Below are 22,849 nucleotides of genomic sequence, written 5' to 3' on the forward strand. Positions count from 1 at the left end.
ATGACGGAGGCAGCGCGCCAGGCCGGAGAGGTGCTGATCGTCACCGGCATGTCCGGAGCCGGTCGGTCGACCGCCGCGAACGCGCTCGAGGACCTCGGCTGGTACGTCGTCGACAACCTGCCGCCGCAGATGCTCAAGCCCCTGCTCGACCTCACCGAGCTCGCCGCCGGTCTCCTTCCGCGGGTGGCGGTCGTCGTCGACGTCCGGGGGCGGGACCTCTTCTCCGACCTGCCCGACGCCATGCGCGCGCTGCGCGACCGGCGGCAGATCCGGCTGATGTTCCTGGATGCTTCCGACGACGTGCTCGTGCGACGGTTCGAGGCGGTCCGGCGACCGCATCCGCTGCAGGGCGACGGCACGATCCTCGACGGCATCCGGCACGAGCGGGAGCGGCTGACGGCGGTGCGCGAGAGCGCCGACGTCATCCTCGACACGTCGTCGTACAACATCCACCAGCTCGCGACGCAGGTGAGCGACCTCTTCACCGACGCCGACGCGGCCCGGCACATCCTCACCATCCTGAGCTTCGGGTTCAAGTACGGGCTCCCGCCCGACGCAGATCTGGTCGCCGACATGCGCTTCCTGCCGAACCCGTTCTGGAACGAGACGCTGCGCCCGCTGACGGGCGAAGACCCCGAGGTGCGCGAGTTCGTGCTGGCGCAGACGGGCGCCCAGGATTTCGTCGACGCCTACGCGACGGCGCTCCAGCCTGTCCTCGCCGGCTATCAGCGCGAGAACAAGCGGCACTCCGTGGTCGCCGTCGGATGCACCGGCGGGAAGCATCGCTCGGTCGTGATGGCCCGCGAGCTCGCCGAGCGCCTCGCCCAGGCGCCGGGAGTCGCGGTGCGCGTCAAGCATCGCGACCTCGGACGTGAGTGAGACGCCCCACCAACGGTCCGGCGCGCGGGTAGGCTGGACCGTCGTTCCCTCCCCACCCACCACAGAGGAGTCCCGTGTCGCTGACCGCTGACGTGAAGGCCGAGCTGATCACCGTGCGCGACCCGCGCCCCACGGCCCGGGTGGCCGAGCTCACCTCTCTGCTGCGGTTCTCGGGCGGGCTGCACTCGATCGCCAACCGTGTGGCCGTCGAGGCCGAGCTCGACTCCGACGTCCTCGCCCGCCGCACGGCCCGCGACCTCGTGGAGCTCTACGGCGTGCGCCCCGAGCTCGTCCACGTGCAGGGATCGGGTGCGCGCGGCGGCAGCCACTACGCGGTCCGGGTCATCGAGGGCGGCGAGACGCTCGCGCGCCAGACCGGGCTGCTGGATCAGCGCCGTCGGCCGGTCCGCGGCCTGCCCAACAAGCTCACCACCGGATCGCGCGGGGATCTGGCCGCCATCTGGCGCGGCGCGTTCCTGGCCGCAGGGTCCCTGTCCGAGCCCGGTCGCTCGGCCGCCCTCGAGATCACATGCCCGTCTCCCGAAGCCGCCATGGCGCTCGTCGGCGCGGCCCACCGGCTCGGCATCGCCGGCAAGGCGCGCGAGGTGCGCGGGGTTCCGCGCGTCGTCGTGCGCGAGGGCGAGGCCATCCGCGCCGCCCTGGCGGCGATGGGCGCCGAGCGTGCCGCCGCCGAGTGGGACCAGCTCCGCCAGCGCCGCGAGGTGCGCGCCGGCGTGAACCGGCTCGTGAACTTCGACGACGCCAACCTGCGCCGCTCCGCCCAGGCAGCCGTCGCGGCGTGCGCCCGCGTGGAGCGCGCTCTCGAGATCCTCGGCGACGGAGTGCCCGAGCACCTGCGCGAGGCAGGCGCCCTGCGCCTGGCCCACCGCGACGCCAGCCTCGACGAACTGGGTCACCACGCCGATCCGCCGCTCACGAAGGACGCGGTCGCCGGCCGCATCCGCCGCCTGCTCGCGATGGCCGACAAGAAGGCCGACGCCGAAGGACTCCCCGGCACCGAGTCCGCCGTGCCCGCGGGCATGGAGGACTGAGCCCTCAGACGATCGGCACCGCCGCGCCCGACACGGTGATGCCACCCCTCGCGGGGATGTCCACGGTCAGCAGACCGGGGCGCCCGACGTGGCGGCCCTGCTCGATGAGCACACGCGCGGGCGCCGCGACGGCCCCGGTCGCGCGGAGGTAGCCGCCGGTCGCCGCCGCCGCGGCGCCGGTGGCCGGATCCTCGGTGATCGCGCCGACGGGGAAGATGTTCCGCGCCTCCCAGCGCCCGCCGCCGAGCTCGTGCAGGACGATGATCGTCGCGGGCCAGGCCTCGGCATCCATCAGCCTCCGCGCCGCGGCCGGATCGAAGGTCATGCCGTCGAAGACGCGCCGGTCGGCGAGGATGAGGAGCGGATGCCGGTTGCCGGCGAAAGCAAGGGCGGGCGGATGCCGCGGGTCGAGGTCGGCACGGCCGAAGCCGACGAGGTTGAGCAGGGCGTCGAGGGTGGCGTCGGGCAGCGGCTCGATCCACGGCTCGACGCTCGTGAAGGAGGCGGTGCGGCCAGCATCGTCGCGTGTCACGATGTCGACGCGTCCGACCGGGGTGTCGAACGCGAAGGCGCCGTCACCCAGGTCCGACGCCAGCGCGATGGCCGACGCGACGGTCGCGTGCCCGCAGAAGGGCACCTCGGCGACGGGGGAGAAGTAGCGGATGCCGCGCTCCCGCCCGGAGCCGGTGACGAACGCCGTCTCGGCATAGCCGACATCGGCCGCGATGCGCTGCATCGCGGCGTCGTCGAGGTCGTCGGCGCCGATCACGACGCCCGCGGGGTTCCCCCCATCGGGGTCGTCGGAGAAGGCGGCCCATCGCTGCACCGTCGGTCGCGTCATCCCGCGATCGTATCCGGACGCCGCCGGCCATAGATCTCGTCACGAAGGGAAGCAACCCCCTCTGCGCGGCGTTGGCCCTCAGTAGGATGAGACCCGTCACCCTCGCTGCGCCGAGGAGCCTCGGCGCGCGCCGACAGGAAGAAGAGAACATGGCGAAGTACACCTTGCCCGACCTCCCCTACGACTACGCCGCGCTGGAACCGCACATCAGCGGCAAGATCATGGAGCTGCACCACAGCAAGCACCACCAGGCGTACGTGACCGGAGCGAACACCGCCCTCGAGCAGCTCGCCGAGGCCCGCGACTCCGGCAACCTGGCCAACGTCAGCAAGCTCGAGAAGGACCTGGCGTTCAACCTCGGCGGACACGTCAACCACTCGATCTTCTGGACCAACCTCTCGCCCGAGGGCGGCGGCGAGCCCGAAGGCGAGCTGCGCGCGGCCATCGACGAGTTCTTCGGCGGGTTCGACAAGTTCCAGGCCCACTTCACGGCCGCAGCGACCACCATCCAGGGCTCCGGCTGGGCCGTGCTGAGCTGGGACCCGCTCGGCGAGCAGCTCATCATCCAGCAGCTGTTCGACCAGCAGAGCAACACCGCGCAGGGCACGATCCCCGTCTTCCAGCTCGACATGTGGGAGCACGCCTTCTACCTCGACTACCTCAACGTCAAGGCCGACTACGTCAAGGCGGCGTGGAACATCGTCAACTGGCAGAACGTCGCGCAGCGCCTCGACGCCGCCCGTCAGAAGACCTCGGGCCTGCTGGTACTGTCATAGCAGGCGCGGCGTCCCGGTGGGACAGCCCGCCGGGACGCCGTTGTCCACTGTCTGCATCGCACCAACCGCGCACTCGCGCACGACACATCTCAGGAGCACCTCCGTGACTGTCAAGATCGGCATCAACGGCTTCGGCCGCATCGGACGCAACTACCTCCGCGCGGCTCTCGCGCAGGGCGCGGACCTCGAAATCGTGGCGGTGAACGACCTCACCGACAACAAGACCCTCGCTCACCTGCTCAAGTACGACTCGGTCGGCGGCGTGCTGTCCGAGGACGTCTCGTACACGGAGGATTCCATCACCGTGGGCGACAAGACCATCAAGGTCTTCGAAGAGCGCGATCCCGCCAACCTTCCCTGGGGCGACCTGGGCGTCGACATCGTCATCGAGTCGACCGGCCGCTTCACCAAGGCCGACGACGCCAAGAAGCACATCGCCGGCGGCGCGAAGAAGGTCCTCATCTCCGCCCCCGCCACGGGCGACGACGTCACCGTCGTGATGGGCGTCAACGAGGGCGACTACGACCCGGCGAACCACGTCATCATCTCGAACGCCTCGTGCACCACGAACTGCCTCGCGCCGCTCGCGAAGGTCTTCAACGACGCCTTCGGCATCGAGCGCGGCTTCATGATGACCGCCCACGCCTACACGGCCGACCAGAACCTCCAGGACGGCCCGCACAGCGACCTCCGCCGTGCACGCGGTGCGGCGATCAACATCGTGCCCGCGTCGACCGGTGCAGCCAAGGCCATCGGCCATGTCCTGCCCGAGCTCAACGGCAAGCTGAGCGGCTCCTCGTACCGCGTGCCGGTTCCGACCGGGTCGATCGTCGACCTCACGATCGTCACCCCCACCGAGGGCCTCACGGTCGAGCAGGTCAACGCCGCCTACCAGGCCGCTGCCGCCGACGGCCGACTCGCCGGGTACCTGCAGTACACCGACGACCCGATCGTCTCGAGCGACATCCAGGGCAACCCGCACTCGTCGATCTTCGACGCGGAGCTCACCAACGTCAGCGGCAACCTGGTCAAGGTCTCCGCCTGGTACGACAACGAGTGGGGCTACTCGAACCGCCTCGTCGACCTGACCGAATACGTCGCCGAGAGCCTCTGACCCGCGATCATGGCTCTGCGCACCCTCGACACCCTGGGTTCGCTGGCCGGCAAACGCGTCATCGTCCGTGCTGACCTCAACGTCCCCCTGAAGGACGCCGTCATCACGGACGATGGCCGTGTGCGGGCCACGCTCCCCACGCTCAACGCCCTCATCAACGACGGCGCGCGCGTCGTCGTCTGCTCGCACCTCGGTCGTCCCGACGGTGCTCCCGACGCGAAGTACAGCCTCGCCCCGGTGGCCCAGCGGCTGTCCGAGCTCCTGGGCAAGCCGGTGGCGTTCGCCCGCGACACCGTCGGCGAGTCCGCCCACGAGGCCGTCGCGGCGCTCGAAGACGGCGATGTCGCGGTGATCGAGAACCTCCGCTTCAACCCGGGCGAGACCGCCAAGGACGAGGCCGAGCGTCGTGCGTTCGCCGGTCAGCTGGCCGAGCTCGGTGACGCGCTGGTTTCGGACGGCTTCGGCGTCGTGCACCGCAAGCAGGCGTCGGTGTACGAGCTCGCCGAGCTCCTGCCCTCGGCGGCCGGTCTGCTGATCGCCGCCGAGCTCGACGTGCTCGACCGCCTCACCGAGAACCCCGAGCGGCCCTACACCGTCGTCCTCGGCGGTTCGAAGGTCAGCGACAAGCTCGGCGTCATCTCGCACCTGCTGCCGCGCGTCGACCGTCTCCTGATCGGCGGCGGGATGCTGTTCACGTTCCTCGCCGCGCAGGGCCACAAGGTGGGCTCGAGCCTGCTGGAGGCCGATCAGCTCGACACGGTCCGCGACTACATGCGCCGTGCGGAGGAATCGGGCGTCGAGCTCGTCCTGCCCACCGACGTCGTCGTCGCGTCCGCCTTCGGCGCCGACGCGGATCACGTGGTCACGCGCGCCGACGCCATCGAGGGCACCCCCTTCGGGGCATCCGGACTCGGCCTCGACATCGGGCCCGACACGGCTGCGCGGTTCGCGGAGCTCGTGCGCGGTTCGAAGACGGTGTTCTGGAACGGTCCGATGGGCGTGTTCGAGCTCGCGCCGTTCGCCGCCGGCACGAAGGCGGTCGCGCAGGCCCTGACCGAGGTCGACGGGCTGTCGGTCGTCGGAGGCGGCGACTCCGCCGCCGCGGTGCGTCAGCTCGGCTTCGCAGACGACCGCTTCGGTCACATCTCGACGGGCGGAGGCGCCAGCCTCGAGTTCCTCGAGGGCAAGAAGCTCCCCGGACTGGAGGTCCTCGGATGGCAGTGACAACCCGCACCCCGCTCATCGCCGGCAACTGGAAGATGAACCTCGACCACCTGCAGGCGGTCGCGTTCGTCCAGAAGCTGCACTGGACGCTCAAGGACGCCAAGCACGACGACACGTCGGTCGAGGTGGCGGTCTTCCCGCCCTTCACCGATCTGCGCACCGTGCAGACGCTCCTCGACGCCGACAAGATCCCGTTCGCTCTGGGCGCGCAGGACATCTCCTCGCACGACTCCGGCGCCTACACCGGTGAGGTGTCGGGCGCGTTCCTCGCGAAGCTCGACAACCGGTACGTCATCATCGGCCACTCCGAGCGTCGTGAATACCACCACGAGGGCGACGACATCGTCGCCGCGAAGGTGCAGGCCGCGCTCCGGCACGCGCTGGTGCCGGTGATCTGCGTCGGCGAGACGGCGGAGGACCTCGAGAAGTTCGGCGCCAGCGCCGTTCCGGTGGGCCAGCTGCAGGCGGCGCTCGAGGGCGTGAAGGCCGACGCAGACATCGTCGTCGCCTACGAGCCCGTGTGGGCGATCGGCTCCGGCCAGGCGGCCACTCCCGAGCAGGCGCAGGACGTGTGCGCCAAACTGCGCGACGTCATCGCGGACAAGCTGGGGGCGGATGCCGCAGCCCGCACGCGCGTGCTCTACGGCGGATCCGTCAAGGCCGCGAACATCGCGAGCTTCATGCGCGAGCCGGATGTGGACGGTGCGCTGGTCGGCGGAGCGAGCCTCGTCGTGGACGAGTTCGCGGCGATCATCCGGTATCAGAAGCACGTCGGCGTCTGACCGGTATACTCGACCCTTGTGCGATCGGCGACTGATCGCGGCGAAAGGCTTCAACGACTGTGCAGATCCTCGAGTTCGTCCTGCAGGTGCTCCTCGGAATCACGAGCCTCCTGCTGACCCTCCTCATCCTGCTCCACAAGGGGCGCGGCGGCGGCCTGTCCGACATGTTCGGCGGCGGCATGACGTCGTCGCTCGGCTCGTCCGGCCTCGCTGAGCGCAACCTCAACCGCTTCACGGTGATCCTCGCCCTGGTGTGGTTCGTGGCCATTGTGGCGCTCGGACTCATCACGAAGTTCCAGGCGCTCTGATGGCGACCGGAGGCAACGCGATCCGCGGCACCCGCGTCGGTGCCGGGCCGATGGGCGAGCAGGACCACGGATTCCACGCCGACCGCGTGGCGGTGTCGTACTGGGACGCGCTCGGCAACGAGACCGTCCGGTACTTCGCGGCCGGGATCCCCGAAGAGGAGATCCCCGACACGATCGACTCGCCGCACTCCGGCCTGCCGGCGGGCCGTGACAAGGCCAACCCGCCTGCGGTGGCCAAGACCGAGCCCTACAAGACGCACCTCGCGTACGTGAAGGAGCGCCGCACCGAGGAAGAGGCCGACGCCCTCCTTGACGACGCGCTCAAGCAGCTGCGCGAGCGTCGCGGCCAGGACTGACGACGACAGACACCTACGAGAGAAGCGGATGCCGAGGCATCCGCTTCTCTCGTCTTCAGGCTTCGTGAGCCGGAGTCAGTACTCGCGGTCGATGAGCTCGGGGGGCACGTTCGCCGCGGCCGCCTCATCAACGAAGAAGATCGTGCGCTTGCGGCCCTTGGCGCCCGCTGCGGGCACGCTCGCGTAGCTGGCGCCCGCGAGTGCCAGGCCGAGCGCTGAGGCCTTGTCGGCGCCGGCGATGACCATCCAGACCCGCTTGGAGCTGTTGATGACCGGGCGGGTCATCGTGAGGCGCTCGGGTGGGGGCTTCGGGGAGTCGCGCACGCCCAGAACCGAGCGGTCGGTGACGAGGATCTCGGGCCGGTCGGGGAAGAGCGAGGCGATGTGGCCGTCGGGCCCGACGCCGAGGAAGCAGACGTCGAACGACGGCCACGGCCCTTCCGAGCCGGCGAATCGTGCGAGCTCGTCGGCGTGGGCGGCGGCTGCGGCATCGAGGTCGAGGCCCTCGTCGCTCGCCGGGGCGGCATGGATGTTCTCGGCGGGGACGTCGAGCGCATCGAGGAGCGCGGCGCGCGCCTGCTTCTCGTTGCGGTCGTCATCGGTCTTCGCCACGAACCGCTCGTCGCTCCACCAGAAGTGCACGCGCGACCAGTCGATCTTCTCGATGCGCCGGCTGCGCGCTGCGGCCGCCAGGACGGCCGAGCCCATCGATCCGCCCGTGAGCGAGACATGCGCGAGCTTGCCCTCGTCGACGCGCTTGGCGACACGGTTCAGGAAGCGTGCGGCGACGGCGTCGGCGAGTGTCGAAGGATCGGGGGAGATGACCACCCGCTTCTCGGCCCAGGCTTCAACCATGGATGTCACTCGCCACACGACTGCTCATACGCCCTGCGTCTCCTTCGTCGCCGGAGGGTCGAGCAGATCCCAGCCCTCGGTGATCACTCGACCATACAGGACGTCGGGATCGAGGCGACGGAGCTCCTCGGCCAGGCATTCACGCAGCGTGCGGCGCGGAAAGGCCAGCTCGTGGCTGGGCTGGCCGGGCTGCGTGAGGATCGCCGAGTGCGCGTTCGGCCGCTCGAGCAGGATCTCTCCGCTGGGCCGGACGAGCGCGACCGACTTGATGCCGTGCGGCCACTCGTCGGGCTGAAGGTACTCCCAGTCGACGCGGACGTCGAGGGAGAGGCGAAGCCACGCCGCCAGGAGCGCCGTCGACGGAGAGTCGCTCGCCCCGCGCACCCTGACCGCGGTGACGGGCTCGTACGGCGGCTGGTCGAGGATCGCTGCCAGCTGCTCGCGCCAGCGCGTCAGCCGCGTCCATGCGAGGTCGGTGTCGCCCGGGGCGTACTGCTCGCCGAGCCCGGCGACCCAGGCGGACGGATCCGACTTGGTCGCGGCATCCGTGATCCGGCGCTGCGCGATACGGCCGATCGACGTCTCCGAGATGTTCTCGGGGGTGCGGTTCGGCCACCACACGACCACCGGGGCGTCGGGAAGGAGCAGACCCGTGACGAGCGACTCGAGGTTCGACCGACCGGCCTCACCTGCCACGCGGAGCGTGACCACCTCGCTCGCACCCGCGTCGCCGCCCACGCGGATCTGAGCGTCGAGGCGCGAGTCGGAGTCGTCGGCATTGCCGATGAGCAGCACGATGACGCGCATCGGGTGCTCGCGGGACGCGTCGTTGGCCGCTTCGATGACCTCTTCCATCGCGCCTTCGCGCGTCAGGATGAGGAGGGTCAGCACGCGGCCGAGCGCGACCGCGCCGCCCTCCTCGCGCACGCTCACGAGTGCGCGCGAGATCTTGCTGACGGTGGTGTCGGGCAGATCGACGATCACGGGCGCCTCCAGGTACGGCCGTCGCGCGCGAGCATCTCGTGCGCGGATGCCGGGCCCCACGACCCGGGTGAATACTGCTCGAGCGGCCCGCGCTGCTCGGTCCAGAACCTCTCGATCGGGTCGAGGATCTTCCAGGAGAGCTCGACCTCCTCATGGCGCGGGAAGAGCGGCGGGTCGCCCAGGAGGACGTCGAGGATGAGACGCTCGTACGCCTCGGGGCTGGCTTCCGTGAAGGCGTGGCCGTAGCCGAAGTCCATGGTCACGTCGCGCACCTGGGCGCCGGCGCCGGGAACCTTCGAGCCGAAGCGGATGGTGACGCCCTCGTCGGGCTGCACGCGGATCACCAGGGCGTTCTGGCCCTGACCCGACGTCTGGCTGCGCGAGAACAGCAGCTCCGGCGCGCGCTTGAAGACGACGGCGATCTCGGTCACGCGGCGGCCGAGGCGTTTGCCGGTGCGGAGGTAGAACGGGACGCCTGCCCACCGGCGGGTGTTGACCTCGAGGGTCACCGCGGCGTAGGTCTCGGTCGTGGACTTCGGGTTCATCCCGTCCTCCTCGAGGAAGCCGAGCACCTTCTCGCCGCCCTGCCACCCGCCCGCGTACTGTCCGCGCGCGGTGGAACGAGCGAGATCGTCGGGCAGCGTGACCGCCGCGAGGACCTTCTCCTTCTCGGCACGCAGGTCTTTCGCGTCGAACGAGATCGGCTCCTCCATGGCGGTGAGCGCCATGAGCTGGAGGAGGTGATTCTGGATGACATCGCGTGCGGCGCCGACGCCGTCGTAGTAGCCCGCGCGCCCTCCGACGCCGATGTCCTCGGCCATCGTGATCTGCACGTGGTCGACGTAGTTGCGGTTCCAGATCGGCTCGTACAGCTCATTCGCGAAGCGCAGCGCCAGGATGTTCTGGACCGTCTCCTTGCCGAGGTAGTGGTCGATGCGGAAGATCGAGTCGGTCGGGAACGCCGAGCGCAGCACGTCGTTCAGGGCGCGTGCCGACTCCTGGTCGTGCCCGAACGGCTTCTCGATCACCACGCGGCGCCAGCGGTCGGGCTGGTCGGCGGTGTCGTCTACCAGGCCCGATGACTTCAGCTGCTCCGCGACGACCGGGAAGTCCTTCGGCGGGATGGACAGGTAGAACGCGTGGTTGCCCATCGTGCCGCGCTCGGTGTCGAGCCCGTCGACGGTCTCGCGCAGCCGACGGAACGCGTCCGCGTCGCCGAACTCGCCCGACACGAAGCGGATGCCCTGCAGCAACTGCTGCCATGTCTCGTCGCGGAACTCGGTGCGCGCGTGCTGACGCACCGCGTCGTACACGACCTCCGCGAAGTCCTGGTCCTCCCAGTCGCGGCGCGCGAAGCCCACGAGGGCGAACCCGGGGGGCAGCAGACCCCGATTGGCGAGGTCGTACACCGCGGGCATGAGCTTCTTGCGGGAGAGGTCTCCCGTCACTCCGAAGATCACGAGCGCGCTCGGACCGGCGATCCGGTTGAGGCGACGGTCCTCGGGGTCGCGCAGCGGGTTGGCGCCGCGTGAGATCTCGACTGTCATGTGGGAGCGGGTCTCCTACTGGGCCGCCTCGAAGAGCGAGAGCACTTCGATCCGGGGGTCGGTGAGCGTGAGCGTGACGACCGGCCGGCCGTGGCCATCGGCGAGCACACTCGCGTCGCCGGCGGCCTGCGCCTGGATGAGCTGGCCGAACGTGAACGGACGGCCCGGGATCTCCAGGTCGGTGTCGGTGCGCTCGAGGATCTGCAGGAACACGCCGTTCGCAGGACCGCCCTTGTGGAACTGGCCGGTCGAGTGCAGGAATCGCGGACCCCAGCCGAACGTCGCCGGACGGCCGGAGTCGGCGGCGACGAGCTCGCGCAGACCCGGGAGCTGGTCGAGCTCGAGCCGGTTCACATACGCCTGGATCGAGACATACCCGTCTGCGGGGAGGCGTGCCCACAGGGCGTCGAGGACGCCCGCGACGGTCGCCGAGGCGGCGAGCGCGGGATCGGACACCCGCACCTCGACGCCCTCGACGGTGAACGCCGGCTCGGTGGGCTCCGGTCGCGCGTCGAGGAGGCCCCGAGTGGCGATCTTCGCCGACTCGACGTCGGGCTGGTCGAACGGGTTGATGCCGAGCATCTTGCCCGCGATCGCCGTGGCGTACTCCCACACTACGAACTGGGCGCCGAGCGAGCCGCTGACCAGGACCTCGCCGTTGTGGTGCTCGAAGAGGTGGAACCGCTTGGCCTCGTCGACCAGGCGGACGATCTGCAGGTCTGCGGGGACGTTCTCGACCTCGGGCGAGACCGGGAGCAGGACGACGGGAAGGATGCCGGTGCCCTGCTTGCCCGTCGATTCGGCGACGAGCTGCTCGATCCAGTCGGGGAGTCCGACGATGTGCGTTCCGTCGGTGACGAGGCCGAGCTTGTCTCGGCGCGGCTCGCCGCCGGCGATGGCCGCGGCGAGCACGAGCGCGGGGTTCTCCGGGCTGTCGATGGCGACCTCGAGGAGCGTCGCCTCCGCCTCGTCGAGGAGCTCGGCGATGTCGACGCCGGCGAGGCCGGAGGGCACGAGGCCGAAAGCGGTGAGCGCCGAGTAGCGGCCGCCCACGGTGGGGTCGGCGTTGAAGACGGTGTAGCCGTCCGCGCGCGCCGCCTGATCGAGCGGCGACCCGGGGTCGGTGACGACCACGATGCGCTCGACGGGATCGATGCCGAGGTCGCGGAAGGCGGCCTCGAACGCGCGCTTGGCCGAATCGGTCTCGACCGTCGAGCCCGACTTCGACGACACCACGAGCACGGTCCGGGTGAGGTCGCCCTGCTGCGCGTCGCCGTCGATGGCCGCCAGCACCTGGCCGGGGGCGGTCGAGTCGAGGATCACCAGCGGCACGCCCGCGGTCTGGGCGATCACCTCGGGAGCGAGGGACGAGCCGCCCATCCCGGCCAGCACGACGCGCGTGACGCCCTTGGCGGCGAGCTCCTGGCGCAGCGCCTCGATCTGGGGGACGAGCGGACGCGAGACGGTGACCGCCTGCACCCAGCCGAGGCGCTGGGATGCCTCTTCCTCGGCCTCCGGACCCCACAGCGAGCCGTCGCCGGCGGTGATGCCCGAGGCGACGAGGCCGGCGACGAGGCCCGGGAGGGTCTCGTCGACGACCGATTTGACGTGCCCGCTGACGTGGATGTCGAAGCTCATCGCGCGACCTCGGGTGCGTTCTCCAGTGCGGCCTTGACGGTGCCCTGGAGATCGTGCCACGAGTCGATGAACTTCGAGACGCCCTCGTCCTCGAGCACCTGGGTGACGTCGGCGAAGTCGACGCCCACGGCGGCGAGGTCGGCGAACACCTTGTGTGCGGCCTCGTAGGTGCCGGTCACGGTGTCGCCGGCGATCTGACCGTGGTCGAACGTCGCCTCGAGGGTCTTCTCCGGCATCGTGTTGACGGTGCCGGGCGCGACCAGCTCGGTGACGTAGAGGGTGTCGGGCAGCGAGGGGTCCTTGACCCCGGTCGACGCCCACAGCGGCCGCTGCGGGTTGGCGCCGGCCTCGAGGAGCGCCGTGGCGCGTTCGGACGAGAACTCCTGCTCGTACAGCTCATAGGCGAGCCGCGCGTTGGCGACGCCGGCGAGCGACTTCAGGCCGAGCGCCTCGTCGGTGCCGACGGCGGTCAGGCGCTTGTCGACCTCGGTGTCGACGCGCGACACGAAGAACGATGCGACCGAGTGGATCTCGGACACGTCGTGACCGGCATCCTTCGCCTTCTCGATGCCCGCGAGGTACGCCTCGATGACATCCGCGTAGCGCTCGAGGCTGAAGATGAGCGTCACGTTCACGGAGATGCCCTCGGCGAGGACCGCTGTGATCGCGGGGAGGCCGGCCTTGGTGGCGGGGATCTTGATGTGGACGTTCGGACGGCCGACGGCCGCCCAGAGCTCCTTCGCCTGCGCGATCGTGGCGTCGGTGTCGTGCGCGAGATCGGGGGAGACCTCGATCGACACGCGGCCGTCGACGCCCTTGGTGGCGTCGTACACGGGGCGGAAGATGTCGGCCGCGTCGCGGACGTCGTCGGTGGTCGCGGCGAAGATCGCCTCATCGACCGACGCGCCCTTGGCTGCCAGCTGTCCGATCTGCTCGGCGTAGGCGTGGCCGCCGCCGCCGATGGCGCCCTGGAAGATCGTCGGGTTCGTGGTGACGCCGCTGACGTTCCGCGTCGAGATGAGCTCGGTGAGGCTGCCCGACGTGATGCGCTCGCGCGACAGGTCGTCCAGCCAGATGCTCACGCCGGCGGCGGAGAGCTGTTCGGTGGGGGTGCTCATGCTGCGTTCTCCTTAAGGGATTCGCGTGCCGCCTCGACGACGGCGTCGGCGGTGATGCCGAATTTCTGGAAGAGGGTCTTGTAGTCGGCCGACGCGCCGAAGTGGTCGATCGCGACCGACCGGCCGCGGTCGCCGACGATGCCCCGCCACGTGAGCGCGGAGCCGGCCTCGACCGACACGCGAGCGGTGACGGACGCCGGAAGCACCGACTCGCGGTAGGCGGCGTCCTGCTCGGCGAACCACTCGAGCGAGGGAGCGGACACCACACGGGCGTTCACGCCCTCGGCGGCGAGGGTCTCGCGCGCCGAGACGGCGAGCTGGACCTCGGAGCCGGTGGCGATCAGGATCACGTCAGGCGTGCCGCCGGGTGCCTCGGCCAGCACGTAGGCGCCCTTCGCGGCCGATTCGGCCGACGCGAAGGTGTCGCCGGATGCCTCGCCCTCGCCGCGCGGGAACACCGGGATGTTCTGGCGGGTCAGCGCGATGCCCGCAGGACCCGCGTTGCGGCGCAGCAGCTCGAGCCACGCGACGGCCGTCTCGTTGGCGTCGGCCGGGCGGACCACGGTGAAGTTCGGGATCGCGCGGAGCGTCGCGAGCTGCTCGACCGGCTGGTGCGTGGGACCGTCCTCGCCCAGGGCGACGGAGTCGTGGGTCCACACGAAGATCGACGGGATGTCCATCAGGGCGGCCAGACGCACCGAGGGGCGCATGTAGTCGCTGAAGATGAGGAACGTGCCGCCGAACGCGCGGGTCGGGCCGTGCAGCACGATGCCGTTCACGATCGCGCCCATAGCGTGCTCGCGGATGCCGAAGTGCAGCACCCGGCCGTACGGCTCACCCGACCACTCGTGGGTGGACCACTCGGAGGGGATGAAGCTCTTGCCGTCCTTGATGGTCGTGAGGTTGGACTCGGCCAGGTCGGCGGATCCGCCCCACAGCTCCGGCAGCTCCGCTGCGAGCGCGTTGATGACCACACCCGAGGCGGCGCGCGTGGAGACGTCCTTGCCGGCTTCGAACGACGGCAGGGCGCTCTCGATGCCCTCGGGCAGCTCGCGGGCCTGCACGCGGTCGAACAGCGCCTTGCGCTCGGGGTTGGCGGCGGCCCACGCGTCGAACGTCTGCTGCCACGCGGCGCGGTCCTCGGCGGCTCGCTCGGCGAGCGAGCGGGTGTGCGCGAGCACGTCGTCGGCGACGACGAAGGACTGCTCCGGGTCGAACCCGAGCACCTTCTTGGTGGCGGCGAGCTCATCGGCGCCGAGGGCGGAGCCGTGGATCTTGCCGGTGTTCTGCTTGCCCGGCGAGGGCCAGCCGATGATCGTGCGCAGAATGATGAGCGACGGCTTGGCCGTCTCGCCCTTCGCGGCCTCGAGCGCGCCGTACAGCTCGGCGACGTCCTCGACGTACTCGCCGGACTTCTTCCAGTCCACGACCTGGACGTGCCAGCCGTAGGCCTCGTACCGCTTCGCGACGTCCTCGGTGAAGGCGACGTTGGTGTCGTCCTCGATCGAGATCTGGTTCGAGTCGTAGATCGCGATCAGGTTGCCGAGCTGCTGGTGACCGGCAAGGCTCGACGCCTCGGAGGTGACGCCCTCCTGCAGGTCGCCGTCGCCGGCGATCACGTACACGTGGTGGTCGAACGGCGACTCGCCCGCGGGGGTCTCCGGATCGAACAGGCCGCGCTCGTAGCGGGCCGCGTATGCGAAGCCGACCGACGAGGCCAGTCCCTGGCCCAGCGGGCCGGTGGTGATCTCCACGCCTGCGGTGTGGCCGTACTCGGGGTGCCCCGGAGTCTGCGAGCCCCACGTGCGCAGCGCCTTCAGGTCGTCGAGCTCCAGCCCGAAGCCGCCCAGGTACAGCTGGACGTACTGTGTCAGCGACGAGTGGCCCGCCGACAGGATGAACCTGTCTCGACCCACCCAGTGCGTGTCGGCCGGGTCGTGGCGCAGCACCCGCTGGTACAGCAGGTAGGCGGCCGGTGCCAGGCTCATGGCGGTGCCGGGGTGGCCGTTTCCGACCTTCTCCACGGCATCCGCGGCCAGCACACGAGCGGTGTCCACCGCGCGCCGATCGATCTCATCCCAACGCAGTTCCGACACGGGACCGCCTCTCTAATGAAGGTGCGCCCGACGAGGGCCGTGCCGCAGCCTTGTCCGGATTGGGCAAGGGGGATCGGCGCGGGGCGCGCGTGTGGTCCCAGCATAGCGAAGGGGCGCACGGCCCCGGCCATGTGGGCCGCTGTGTGACAGAGTCTTGCGAACCGGTCCGCGCCCTCCGTGTCGGGACCGTGTCGCGAGGGTCACGTTTCGCTCACGCCCGGTGATGCCGGATTGTGAGCGGCGGGCCCCCGCCCGGGCGAGGCGGCACGATGCCATAGACTCGAAGGAATTCTGCGGGCGGCGATTGCGGGGGCGATGGACATCACGACGACGGCGGGGGCCGAGGCATCCGCTCACGCTCCTCGCGAGTCCCGTCCGACGCTCGGCCGGACCGTCCGCGCCTACATCGCTCTGATGAAGCCGCGTGTGCTCGAGCTTCTGCTCGTCACCACCGTGCCGGTGATGATCCTCGCGCAGGGCGGGCTCCCGAGCCTGTGGCTCGTCATCGCCACGGTGATCGGCGGCACCGCCAGCGCCGGTTCGGCGGCGGCCTTCAACATGTACCTCGACCGCGACATCGACGCACACATGCAGCGCACGGTGAACCGCCCCCTCGTCACGGGCGAGGTCTCGCCGCGTGGTGCGCTGATCTTCGCGTGGACGCTCGCGGTCTTCTCGACCGTCTGGCTGCTGCTCACCACCAACTGGCTGGCCGCCACGCTGTCGGCCGCCGCGATCTTCTTCTACGTCGTGATCTACACGATGATCCTCAAGCGCCGCACCGAGCAGAACATCGTCTGGGGCGGCATCGCCGGGTGCTTCCCGGTGCTGATCGGCTGGACGGCCGTCACCGGGTCGCTCGCGTGGCCGCCCGTGATCCTCTTCGTGCTCGTGTTCCTCTGGACGCCGCCGCACTACTGGCCGCTGTCGATGAAGTACAAGGAGCAGTACGAAGAGGTCCGCGTGCCGATGCTCGGCGCGACCCGCAACGGATCGCAGGTCGGGCTTCAGGTGATCCTGTACGCGTGGGCCACCGTCGCGTGCTCGCTGCTGCTGATCCCGGTCGCCGGCATGGGGCTGGTCTACATCGCGTCGTCGCTGGTGTTCGGCGGATGGTTCATCTACGAGTCGCACCGCCTCTACAACCGTGCCGTCCGCGGCACCGAGCCGCGGCCGATGCGCGTGTTCCACGCGTCGATCACCTATCTCACGCTGATCTTCGTCGCGATCGCCGTCGACCCGCTCCTCCCGTTCTGAGCCGGCGACCACCCCGGCGGGCACGGACATCCGCGCCGCGCCTAGGCTGACTCCGTGAGAGCTGCGCAGCGCACCGCCGTCGCGGGCATCGCGTTCGTCGCGGTGCTCTCGCTCGGCGGCACGAGCGGAGCGTGGGCGGATGCCGCGGCCCCGCCGTCCTCGACGGGCTCGGTCACCGTCGAGCCTGCCGCAGAGGGCGACCTCGCCGCCGCCGCAGAGCGGCGGGTAGAGGCGATGTCGACGCGCGAGCAGGCCGCCTCCGTGGTGATGGGGCACATCCCGACGACCGACCCCGCAGCCCTTCGGACGTACATGGAGTCCACGGGGATCGGCGGTTTCATCCTCATGGGCGCGAACGTGCCGGGCGACGAGGCCGCCCTCCGTGACGTGACGGCCGCGCTGTCGATCGATCCGGCATTTCCGCCTGTGGTGTCGATCGACCAGGAGGGCGGCGACGTGTCGCGTCTGCCGTGGGACGGCTTCCGCTCCTCCGTCGACCTCAAGAGCGACGAGCCGGCCGCCGCCGAACGTGCGTTCGCGGGCCGGGGGGCGCTCGTCGGACGCGCCGGCATCGGCGTCAACTTCGGGATCGTCGCGGATGAGACCGACGACCCGTCGTCGTTCATCTTCCGCAGGGCGCTCGGCACCACGCCGGCCGCCTCCGCCGAGCGAGTGGCCGCCGCGGTCACCGGCGAGCGCGGCGGGGCGCTGTCGACGCTCAAGCATTTCCCCGGGCACGGCGCCGCACCGGGCGACTCCCATAGCGGCATCCCGTCGACCGGCATGAGCAAGGAGGAGTGGCTCGGCGGGCCGGCGCTGCCTTTCCAGACCGGCATCGACGCCGGGGCACCGCTGCTCATGTTCGGCCACCTCGCGTACACCGCGGTCGACCAGCGACCGGCGAGCCTCTCCGCCGAGTGGCATCGCATCGCCCGCGAAGAACTCGGTTTCGACGGCGTGTCGGTCACCGACGATCTGGGCATGCTCGAGGCATCCGGAATCGACTCCTACGCCGACCCCGTCGCGAACGCCGTGGCGGCGCTGGCGGCCGGGAACGATCTCGTGCTCGCCGTGATGTTCACGACGCCCGACAGTGCCGCACGCATCGTCGACGGCGTCGTCGCAGCCGTCGAGGCCGGGACGATCCCGCCCGAGCGCCTGCGCGACGCGGCGACCCGTGTGGCGCAGCTGCGTCTCGGACTCGCCGCGGACGGCCGCGGTCTGATGCCCTGCGGCGACTGCGCGCCGGCGGGCTGAGTCAGAGTGCGTCGATGACGTCGATGAGTCGCGCGCGGAGGATCTGGCCGCGCTCGGCGAAGCCGCGCTGGGCGCGCACGTACTCGGCCTTGCCCTCCGGCGTCTCGACGGCGACGGCGACGTAGCCCCAGTCGGACAGGTCGTACGGCGACGCCTGCATGTCGAGCGTGCGGATGTCGCGCGCGAGTTCGAACGCGTCGAGGAGGAGCTCGCCGGGCACGAGGGGACCGAGCTTGACCGCCCACTTGTACAGGTCCATGCCGGCGTGCAGGCAGCCGGGCTGCTCGAGGTCGGCCTGGCGCTCGCGCGACGGCGCATCTCGATTGCGCGGAACCGCGGCGGGGGTGAAGAACCGGAACGCGTCGAAGTGCGTGCAGCGCAGGTCGTGCGCCTCGACGACGTCGTCGGTGCCTTCCTGGCCGAGGCGAAGCGGAACCTCGTGGCGGTGGCCGCGCTCACGGTAGACCATCGCCCACTCGTGCAGGCCGAAGCATCCGAAGCTCCCCGCCCGCCCTGCCGTCGCGCGGAGGACGCGGCCGATGTTGTCGATGAGGGCGCCGCGCTCGGATCGCAGCGCCGTGACGTCGAGAGCCAGGGAGCCGGGCGCGCCTCCGACCGTGTACCAGCGCCAGGTCGCGCGATCGGTGCCGGCGGCATCAGCCAGGTCGACGCCCGCCCCCGGATGCCATCGCCGCAGCAGCGTCGGCTTGTAGGAGTAGTACGTGAACAGGAAGTCCTCGACGGGATGCTTCTCGCCCCGGGAGGCGCGTTCGCGGTGCGCCGCGGTCAGCACGTCGGCCCGCTCGCGGTGCGCCTGCTCGCGCGCGTGCCAGCCGGCCGCGCGGAGCACGGGACGCTGGGGCGGGGCGATCGTCACCGTACGAGGATACGCACGGCCGCCCGGGCGACCGCCGGGAGCCCGTCAGTCGTCGACCGGCTCGATGAGCTCGGGGGAGTTGTTGCGCACGTTGCCGACGGCCTTCGACACGACGTGATCGTCGAGCGTGTCAGCCAGGGCCGGTGCGGCGTCGATCGCCGCGTCGAGCACGTCGCGCACGTTGTCGGTGGTCGGGTCGAGCCAGGCGTCGGCGTGGTCGGCGTCGAGGAACAGGGGCATGCGGTCGTGGATCGAGCCCAGCCGGCCGATCGAGTCGCGCGTGAGGATGGTGAAGCTCAGCAGCCACCGGTCGGGATCGTCGTCGGCCTTCGACTTGTCGCGCCACCACTCGTAGAGGCCCGCCATGAGCAGCGGCGACCCGTCGACGGGATGGATGTAGTGCGGGGTCTTGACGCCGTCTTCCGTCTTCCATTCGTAGTAGCCCGACGTGGGCACCACCGCGCGCCGTTTCTCGAGAGCGGTGCGGAACATGGGCTTGTCTTCGAGCTCCTCGGAGCGGGCGTTGAACGCGCGCGCGCCGATCTTGGGGTCTTTCGCCCAGCCCGGGACGAGACCCCATCGCGCGCTCTCGAGCCGCCGGGTGGGCAGCTCCTCCTTGAGCGAGTCGAGCACGATCGCCACCTGGGACGTCGGCGCGACGTTGTACGACGGCTCGGGGAGATCGTCGCCCTCGACGTCGACGCGCAGCACGCCGACGAGGTCGGAACCGGCACTTGCCACCACGAAGCGTCCGCACATGCCGTCAGCCTACGCGCGGGCTCCGACGCCGGACGCGGCGTCAGGGTTCGACGACGCCGACCGCTTCGAGACGTTCCAGCAGGCCGGCTCCGTCGGAGTCGGTCACCCACGGGACGGACGCCGCGGTGTGGTCGTTCACGGCCGTGCGACCACCCGCGAGAACGGCCTCGGCGGGCGACAGGCGGCGGATCGCCACGCCGACCACGTTCTGGGGGTGCTCGGCGGTGAAGGTGGTGTACAGCTCGTCGTCGTGCTGACCGTCGTCGCCGACGAGCAGCCATCGCACATGCGGGAACTCCTCGGCGAGCCGGCGGAGGTTGGAGAGCTTGTGGGCCTTGCCGCTGCGGAACCAGCGGTCATGCGTGGGGCCCCAGTCGGTGAGCAGCAGTGCACCCGGCGGGAAGAGGTGGCGGGTCAGGAAGCGCATGAGGGTCGGCGCGATGTTCCAGGCGCCGGTGGAGAGGTAGATCACCGGGGCGCCGGGGTGCTCGCGGACGACGCGCTCCATCAGCACCGCCATGCCGGGCACGGGCTGGCGGGCGTGCTCGTCGACGACGAAGGAGTTCCACGCGGCGAGGAGCGGACGGGGGAGCGCGGTGACCATGACCGTGTCGTCGACGTCCGACACCACCCCGAAATCGACCTCGGGAGCGACGACGAACGCGCGGGTCTCGACGGGCTCGCCGTCTTCGACCGACATCGTGAAGGTCTGCCATCCGGGCTCGAGCGTCGCGGGGATCCGGACGTCGATGACCCCGCCGCGGTCGGCTACGACGTCGTGGCGCACGCCGGCGATCGTGACGGCGACCTGGGCGTAGCCGATCGGCACGGCGACGAAGCTGCGCCAGCCGCGCACGCTGGCGTATTCACCGGATTCCGTCTGCTTGACGGGCGGGACGATCATGACCCTCCCGAGCACGCGGACCCAGTCGGGACCGGCGTATCCGGGGAAGGGCGTCACTGTCGGCGTCTGACCGCGGCGCCGGGCGCGCCGCTCGCGCCAGGAGTGGAAGCGGTACTCGAGCCGGGCGAACCACAGCACCTTGGCGCGGGGGGTCGTCGCTTTCTCGGGCATCCTCTCAGTCTTCCACGTCCTCCTCGACGAGGCCTGCACGGGCGGTCTCGTGGCCGTGGTCGAGGTGCTTGCGCTCGGCGCGCTCGATGATCTTCTTGCTCAGGAACACCAGCAGCAGGAACACGAGGATGATGCCGACGAAGATGTAGCCCGCGTAGTGCAGCTGGTCGGCCAGCTGGCGGTAGGTGCCGGCGGCGACAGAGGCCACGGAGATGTAGAGGGCGGCCCAGATCACGCACGCCGGCAGCGTCCAGGCGAGGAACCGCCGATAAGGGTAGCCGCTCATCCCCACGGTGAGGGGCACGAGCGAGTGCAGCACGGGCAGGAACCGGGAGATGAAGATGGCGGGGCCGCCGCGTCGCAGCAGGTAGCGCTCGGACCGCGCCCAGTTCTCCTCGCCGATCCTGCGTCCCAGCCACGAGTGCTGGATCTTCGGTCCGAGGAAGCGCCCGAGCGCGAATCCGATGCTCTCGCCGATGAGGGCGCCGACCACGACGGCGAGTCCGAGCAGCACTGCTTCCAGCGGCGAGGCGACCGCGGTGGCGGCGACGATCACGACCGTGTCGCCCGGCACCACCAGCCCGATGAGCACACTCGTCTCGAGCATGATCGCGAGGCCCGCCAGCAGCGTCCTGAGGATCGGATCGACGCTCTGCACGGCGTCGAGCAGCCACGACAGGAACTCGTTCACCCCACGACTCTAGAACCACCACCTGCCCTCTAGCCTGGGAACATGTCGGACTCCCTGGTCGCCGTCGAGCTGGCGGGCTGGGTGGATCCGGCAGCCGTCTTCGCCGGTCTCCACGCGCAGGATGCGCACGCGTTCTGGCTGGATGCCGGACCCGACGTGCCCCATGGGTGGAGCTGGGTCGGAGCGGGCGTTCCCGAGGGCGATCCGGGCTCGATCCGGGCCGTGCCGTGTGCGACGGCCGCCGGCGAGCCGTGGGAGGCCGGACGGTTCCGCGGGGGATGGGTCGGATGGCTCGGCTACGACGACGGCGCGGAGCGCGCGGGCGCGCCCGCCCGGTTCGACGATGGGATGCCGCGCGAGCAGTGGCTGCGCGTCGAGCGCTTCGTCGCGTTCGACCACGCCGCCCGCCGTGCGTGGGCCGTCGGCCCCGGTGCGGACGCCGGAGCTCTGGCCGCGGCGATCGAGGCGATGGACCGGAAGCCCCCGGCCGCGCCCGCCGCGCAGCGGGGCGTCGCCGCACGCTCCCGGCACACCGCCGGCGAGTACGCCGAGCTCATCGGACGCTGCCGCGAGGCGATCCGAGAAGGCGACGCCTACCAGCTGTGCCTCACGACGCGTTTCGACGTCTACGCGCGCGTCGATCCGCTCGAGGGGTATCTGCGGCTGCGCTCCGCCACCCCCGCGCACCACGGCGGACTCCTGCGCTCCGGCCCGGTCGCCCTCGCGAGCGCCAGCCCCGAGCGCTTCCTCGAGGTCGACGGCGGCATCGTGCGCACCCGTCCCATCAAGGGCACGCGGCCGCGCGGCGCCGATCCGGCCGCCGACGCCGCCCTGGCGGAGGAGCTGCGCACCGACGTGAAGGAGCGCGCCGAGAACGTCATGATCGTCGACCTCATGCGCAACGACCTGTCCCGGGTGTGCGTGCCCGGCTCCGTCGGCGTCGACGGCCTCCTGCAGGTCGAGTCCTACCCGGCCGTGCACCAGCTCGTGAGCACGGTGTCCGGAGCGCTGGAGCCCGGCACGACGGTCGGCGGGCTGCTGGAGGCAGCCTTCCCCGCGGGCAGCATGACCGGGGCGCCGAAGCTGTCGGCCATGACGATCCTGCACCGCCTCGAGGGCGGTCCGCGCGGCGTCTTCGCGGGGTGCTTCGGATGGGTCGGAGTCGACGGCGCACTGGATCTGGCGATGGTGATCCGGTCCATCGTCGTGCACCCCGGCGGTGCGTACGTCGGTGCGGGCGGCGGGATCACCTGGAGATCGGATGCCGCGGCCGAGGTGGCGGAGGTGGGCATCAAGGCTCGCGGGCCCCTGGCCGCCCTCGGGGCGTCGCTGCCACCCGGCTGGTGAGGGCGGCGTTCCGGTA

At 70.7% G+C, this 22,849-nt stretch carries 22 protein-coding genes; 11 read left to right on the plus strand and 11 right to left on the minus strand.

The features are described 5' to 3' along the window. Positions 1–879 carry an RNase adapter RapZ gene (gene rapZ, locus JX005_RS07715; protein ID WP_214466852.1) on the plus strand — a complete coding sequence of 293 codons (879 nt, stop codon included), beginning with the start codon at positions 1–3 and terminating at the stop codon, positions 877–879. A gap of 74 nt (positions 880–953) precedes the next feature. After that, the gene (gene whiA, locus JX005_RS07720; RefSeq protein WP_214466853.1) at positions 954–1,931 is read left to right on the plus strand and encodes a DNA-binding protein WhiA; all 978 of its coding nucleotides are present in this window, start codon (positions 954–956) and stop codon (positions 1,929–1,931) included. Positions 1,932–1,935: 4 nt separating this feature from the next. On the opposite strand, the gene JX005_RS07725 is transcribed toward whiA, so the two are convergent. Then, positions 1,936–2,772, minus strand: a complete 837-nt coding sequence (locus tag JX005_RS07725) for a PhzF family phenazine biosynthesis protein (protein ID WP_214466854.1) — start codon at positions 2,770–2,772, stop codon at positions 1,936–1,938. Between the two features lie 149 nt (positions 2,773–2,921). Here JX005_RS07725 and JX005_RS07730 point away from each other — a divergent pair, with 149 nt between their 5' ends. The 6 genes from JX005_RS07730 (at position 2,922) to JX005_RS07755 (ending at position 7,332) form a co-directional block, all read left to right on the plus strand. Continuing rightward, positions 2,922–3,548 (plus strand): superoxide dismutase, encoded by a 627-nt coding sequence (locus JX005_RS07730; RefSeq protein ID WP_214466855.1) that lies wholly within the window; start codon positions 2,922–2,924, stop codon positions 3,546–3,548. Between the two features lie 103 nt (positions 3,549–3,651). Continuing rightward, on the plus strand, positions 3,652–4,662 hold the full coding sequence (gap, locus tag JX005_RS07735; protein ID WP_214466856.1) for a type I glyceraldehyde-3-phosphate dehydrogenase: 1,011 nt from the start codon (positions 3,652–3,654) through the stop codon (positions 4,660–4,662). Positions 4,663–4,671: 9 nt separating this feature from the next. After that, positions 4,672–5,886, plus strand: a complete 1,215-nt coding sequence (locus JX005_RS07740) for a phosphoglycerate kinase (protein ID WP_214466857.1) — start codon at positions 4,672–4,674, stop codon at positions 5,884–5,886. Then, positions 5,877–6,668, plus strand: coding sequence for a triose-phosphate isomerase (gene tpiA / locus JX005_RS07745; protein ID WP_214466858.1), 792 nt, complete (start codon positions 5,877–5,879; stop codon positions 6,666–6,668). The genes JX005_RS07740 and tpiA overlap by 10 nt, the downstream gene beginning before the upstream one ends. 59 nt (positions 6,669–6,727) lie before the next feature. Next, the gene (gene secG / locus JX005_RS07750) at positions 6,728–6,976 is read left to right on the plus strand and encodes a preprotein translocase subunit SecG (RefSeq protein ID WP_214466859.1); all 249 of its coding nucleotides are present in this window, start codon (positions 6,728–6,730) and stop codon (positions 6,974–6,976) included. After that, a complete protein-coding gene (locus tag JX005_RS07755) occupies positions 6,976–7,332 on the plus strand; it encodes an RNA polymerase-binding protein RbpA (RefSeq protein ID WP_214466860.1) in 357 nt (118 codons plus the stop codon). The genes secG and JX005_RS07755 overlap by 1 nt, the downstream gene beginning before the upstream one ends. Positions 7,333–7,407: 75 nt before the next feature. On the opposite strand, the gene pgl is transcribed toward JX005_RS07755, so the two are convergent. The 6 genes from pgl to tkt are packed head-to-tail and all read right to left on the minus strand — an operon-like array spanning position 7,408 to position 15,570. Further along, positions 7,408–8,187 carry a 6-phosphogluconolactonase gene (gene pgl, locus JX005_RS07760; RefSeq protein WP_214466861.1) on the minus strand — a complete coding sequence of 260 codons (780 nt, stop codon included), beginning with the start codon at positions 8,185–8,187 and terminating at the stop codon, positions 7,408–7,410. 24 nt (positions 8,188–8,211) lie between these two features. Further along, positions 8,212–9,171 carry a glucose-6-phosphate dehydrogenase assembly protein OpcA gene (locus tag JX005_RS07765; RefSeq protein WP_214466862.1) on the minus strand — a complete coding sequence of 320 codons (960 nt, stop codon included), beginning with the start codon at positions 9,169–9,171 and terminating at the stop codon, positions 8,212–8,214. After that, a complete protein-coding gene (gene zwf / locus JX005_RS07770) occupies positions 9,168–10,718 on the minus strand; it encodes a glucose-6-phosphate dehydrogenase (protein WP_214466863.1) in 1,551 nt (516 codons plus the stop codon). The genes JX005_RS07765 and zwf overlap by 4 nt, the downstream gene beginning before the upstream one ends. Before the next feature lie 15 nt (positions 10,719–10,733). Beyond that, positions 10,734–12,356 (minus strand): phosphoglucose isomerase-related protein, encoded by a 1,623-nt coding sequence (locus tag JX005_RS07775; RefSeq protein ID WP_214466864.1) that lies wholly within the window; start codon positions 12,354–12,356, stop codon positions 10,734–10,736. Continuing rightward, complete coding sequence (gene tal / locus JX005_RS07780; RefSeq protein ID WP_214466865.1) at positions 12,353–13,474, minus strand: transaldolase; 1,122 nt, start codon at positions 13,472–13,474, stop codon at positions 12,353–12,355. The genes JX005_RS07775 and tal overlap by 4 nt, the downstream gene beginning before the upstream one ends. Beyond that, positions 13,471–15,570 carry a transketolase gene (tkt, locus tag JX005_RS07785; protein WP_214466866.1) on the minus strand — a complete coding sequence of 700 codons (2,100 nt, stop codon included), beginning with the start codon at positions 15,568–15,570 and terminating at the stop codon, positions 13,471–13,473. Before tkt ends, tal begins: the two co-directional genes overlap by 4 nt. A gap of 315 nt (positions 15,571–15,885) precedes the next feature. On the opposite strand from tkt, the gene JX005_RS07790 reads away from it, so the two are divergent. Beyond that, the gene (locus tag JX005_RS07790) at positions 15,886–16,827 is read left to right on the plus strand and encodes a heme o synthase (RefSeq protein WP_214466867.1); all 942 of its coding nucleotides are present in this window, start codon (positions 15,886–15,888) and stop codon (positions 16,825–16,827) included. A 54-nt stretch (positions 16,828–16,881) separates the two neighbouring features. Then, positions 16,882–18,084 carry a glycoside hydrolase family 3 N-terminal domain-containing protein gene (locus JX005_RS07795; RefSeq protein WP_214466868.1) on the plus strand — a complete coding sequence of 401 codons (1,203 nt, stop codon included), beginning with the start codon at positions 16,882–16,884 and terminating at the stop codon, positions 18,082–18,084. Between the two features lies 1 nt (position 18,085). On the opposite strand, the gene JX005_RS07800 is transcribed toward JX005_RS07795, so the two are convergent. The 4 genes from JX005_RS07800 to JX005_RS07815 are packed head-to-tail and all read right to left on the minus strand — an operon-like array spanning position 18,086 to position 21,486. Next, positions 18,086–18,961 carry a 3-methyladenine DNA glycosylase gene (locus JX005_RS07800; protein ID WP_214466869.1) on the minus strand — a complete coding sequence of 292 codons (876 nt, stop codon included), beginning with the start codon at positions 18,959–18,961 and terminating at the stop codon, positions 18,086–18,088. Positions 18,962–19,006: 45 nt separating this feature from the next. Beyond that, positions 19,007–19,720 (minus strand): SOS response-associated peptidase, encoded by a 714-nt coding sequence (locus JX005_RS07805; protein WP_214466870.1) that lies wholly within the window; start codon positions 19,718–19,720, stop codon positions 19,007–19,009. Between the two features lie 40 nt (positions 19,721–19,760). Further along, positions 19,761–20,795: an App1 family protein phosphatidate phosphatase gene (locus JX005_RS07810; RefSeq protein ID WP_214466871.1), complete on the minus strand. Its 1,035-nt coding sequence runs from the start codon at positions 20,793–20,795 to the stop codon at positions 19,761–19,763. Positions 20,796–20,799: 4 nt separating this feature from the next. Beyond that, positions 20,800–21,486, minus strand: a complete 687-nt coding sequence (locus tag JX005_RS07815; protein WP_214466872.1) for a DedA family protein — start codon at positions 21,484–21,486, stop codon at positions 20,800–20,802. Positions 21,487–21,528: 42 nt separating this feature from the next. Between JX005_RS07815 and pabB the strand changes: the two genes are divergently transcribed. Next, a complete protein-coding gene (pabB, locus tag JX005_RS07820; RefSeq protein ID WP_214466873.1) occupies positions 21,529–22,833 on the plus strand; it encodes an aminodeoxychorismate synthase component I in 1,305 nt (434 codons plus the stop codon). Positions 22,834–22,849 lie beyond the last annotated feature (16 nt).

It is taken from the genome of Microbacterium flavescens (genome assembly GCF_018588945.1).
Taxonomy (GTDB): domain Bacteria; phylum Actinomycetota; class Actinomycetes; order Actinomycetales; family Microbacteriaceae; genus Microbacterium; species Microbacterium flavescens.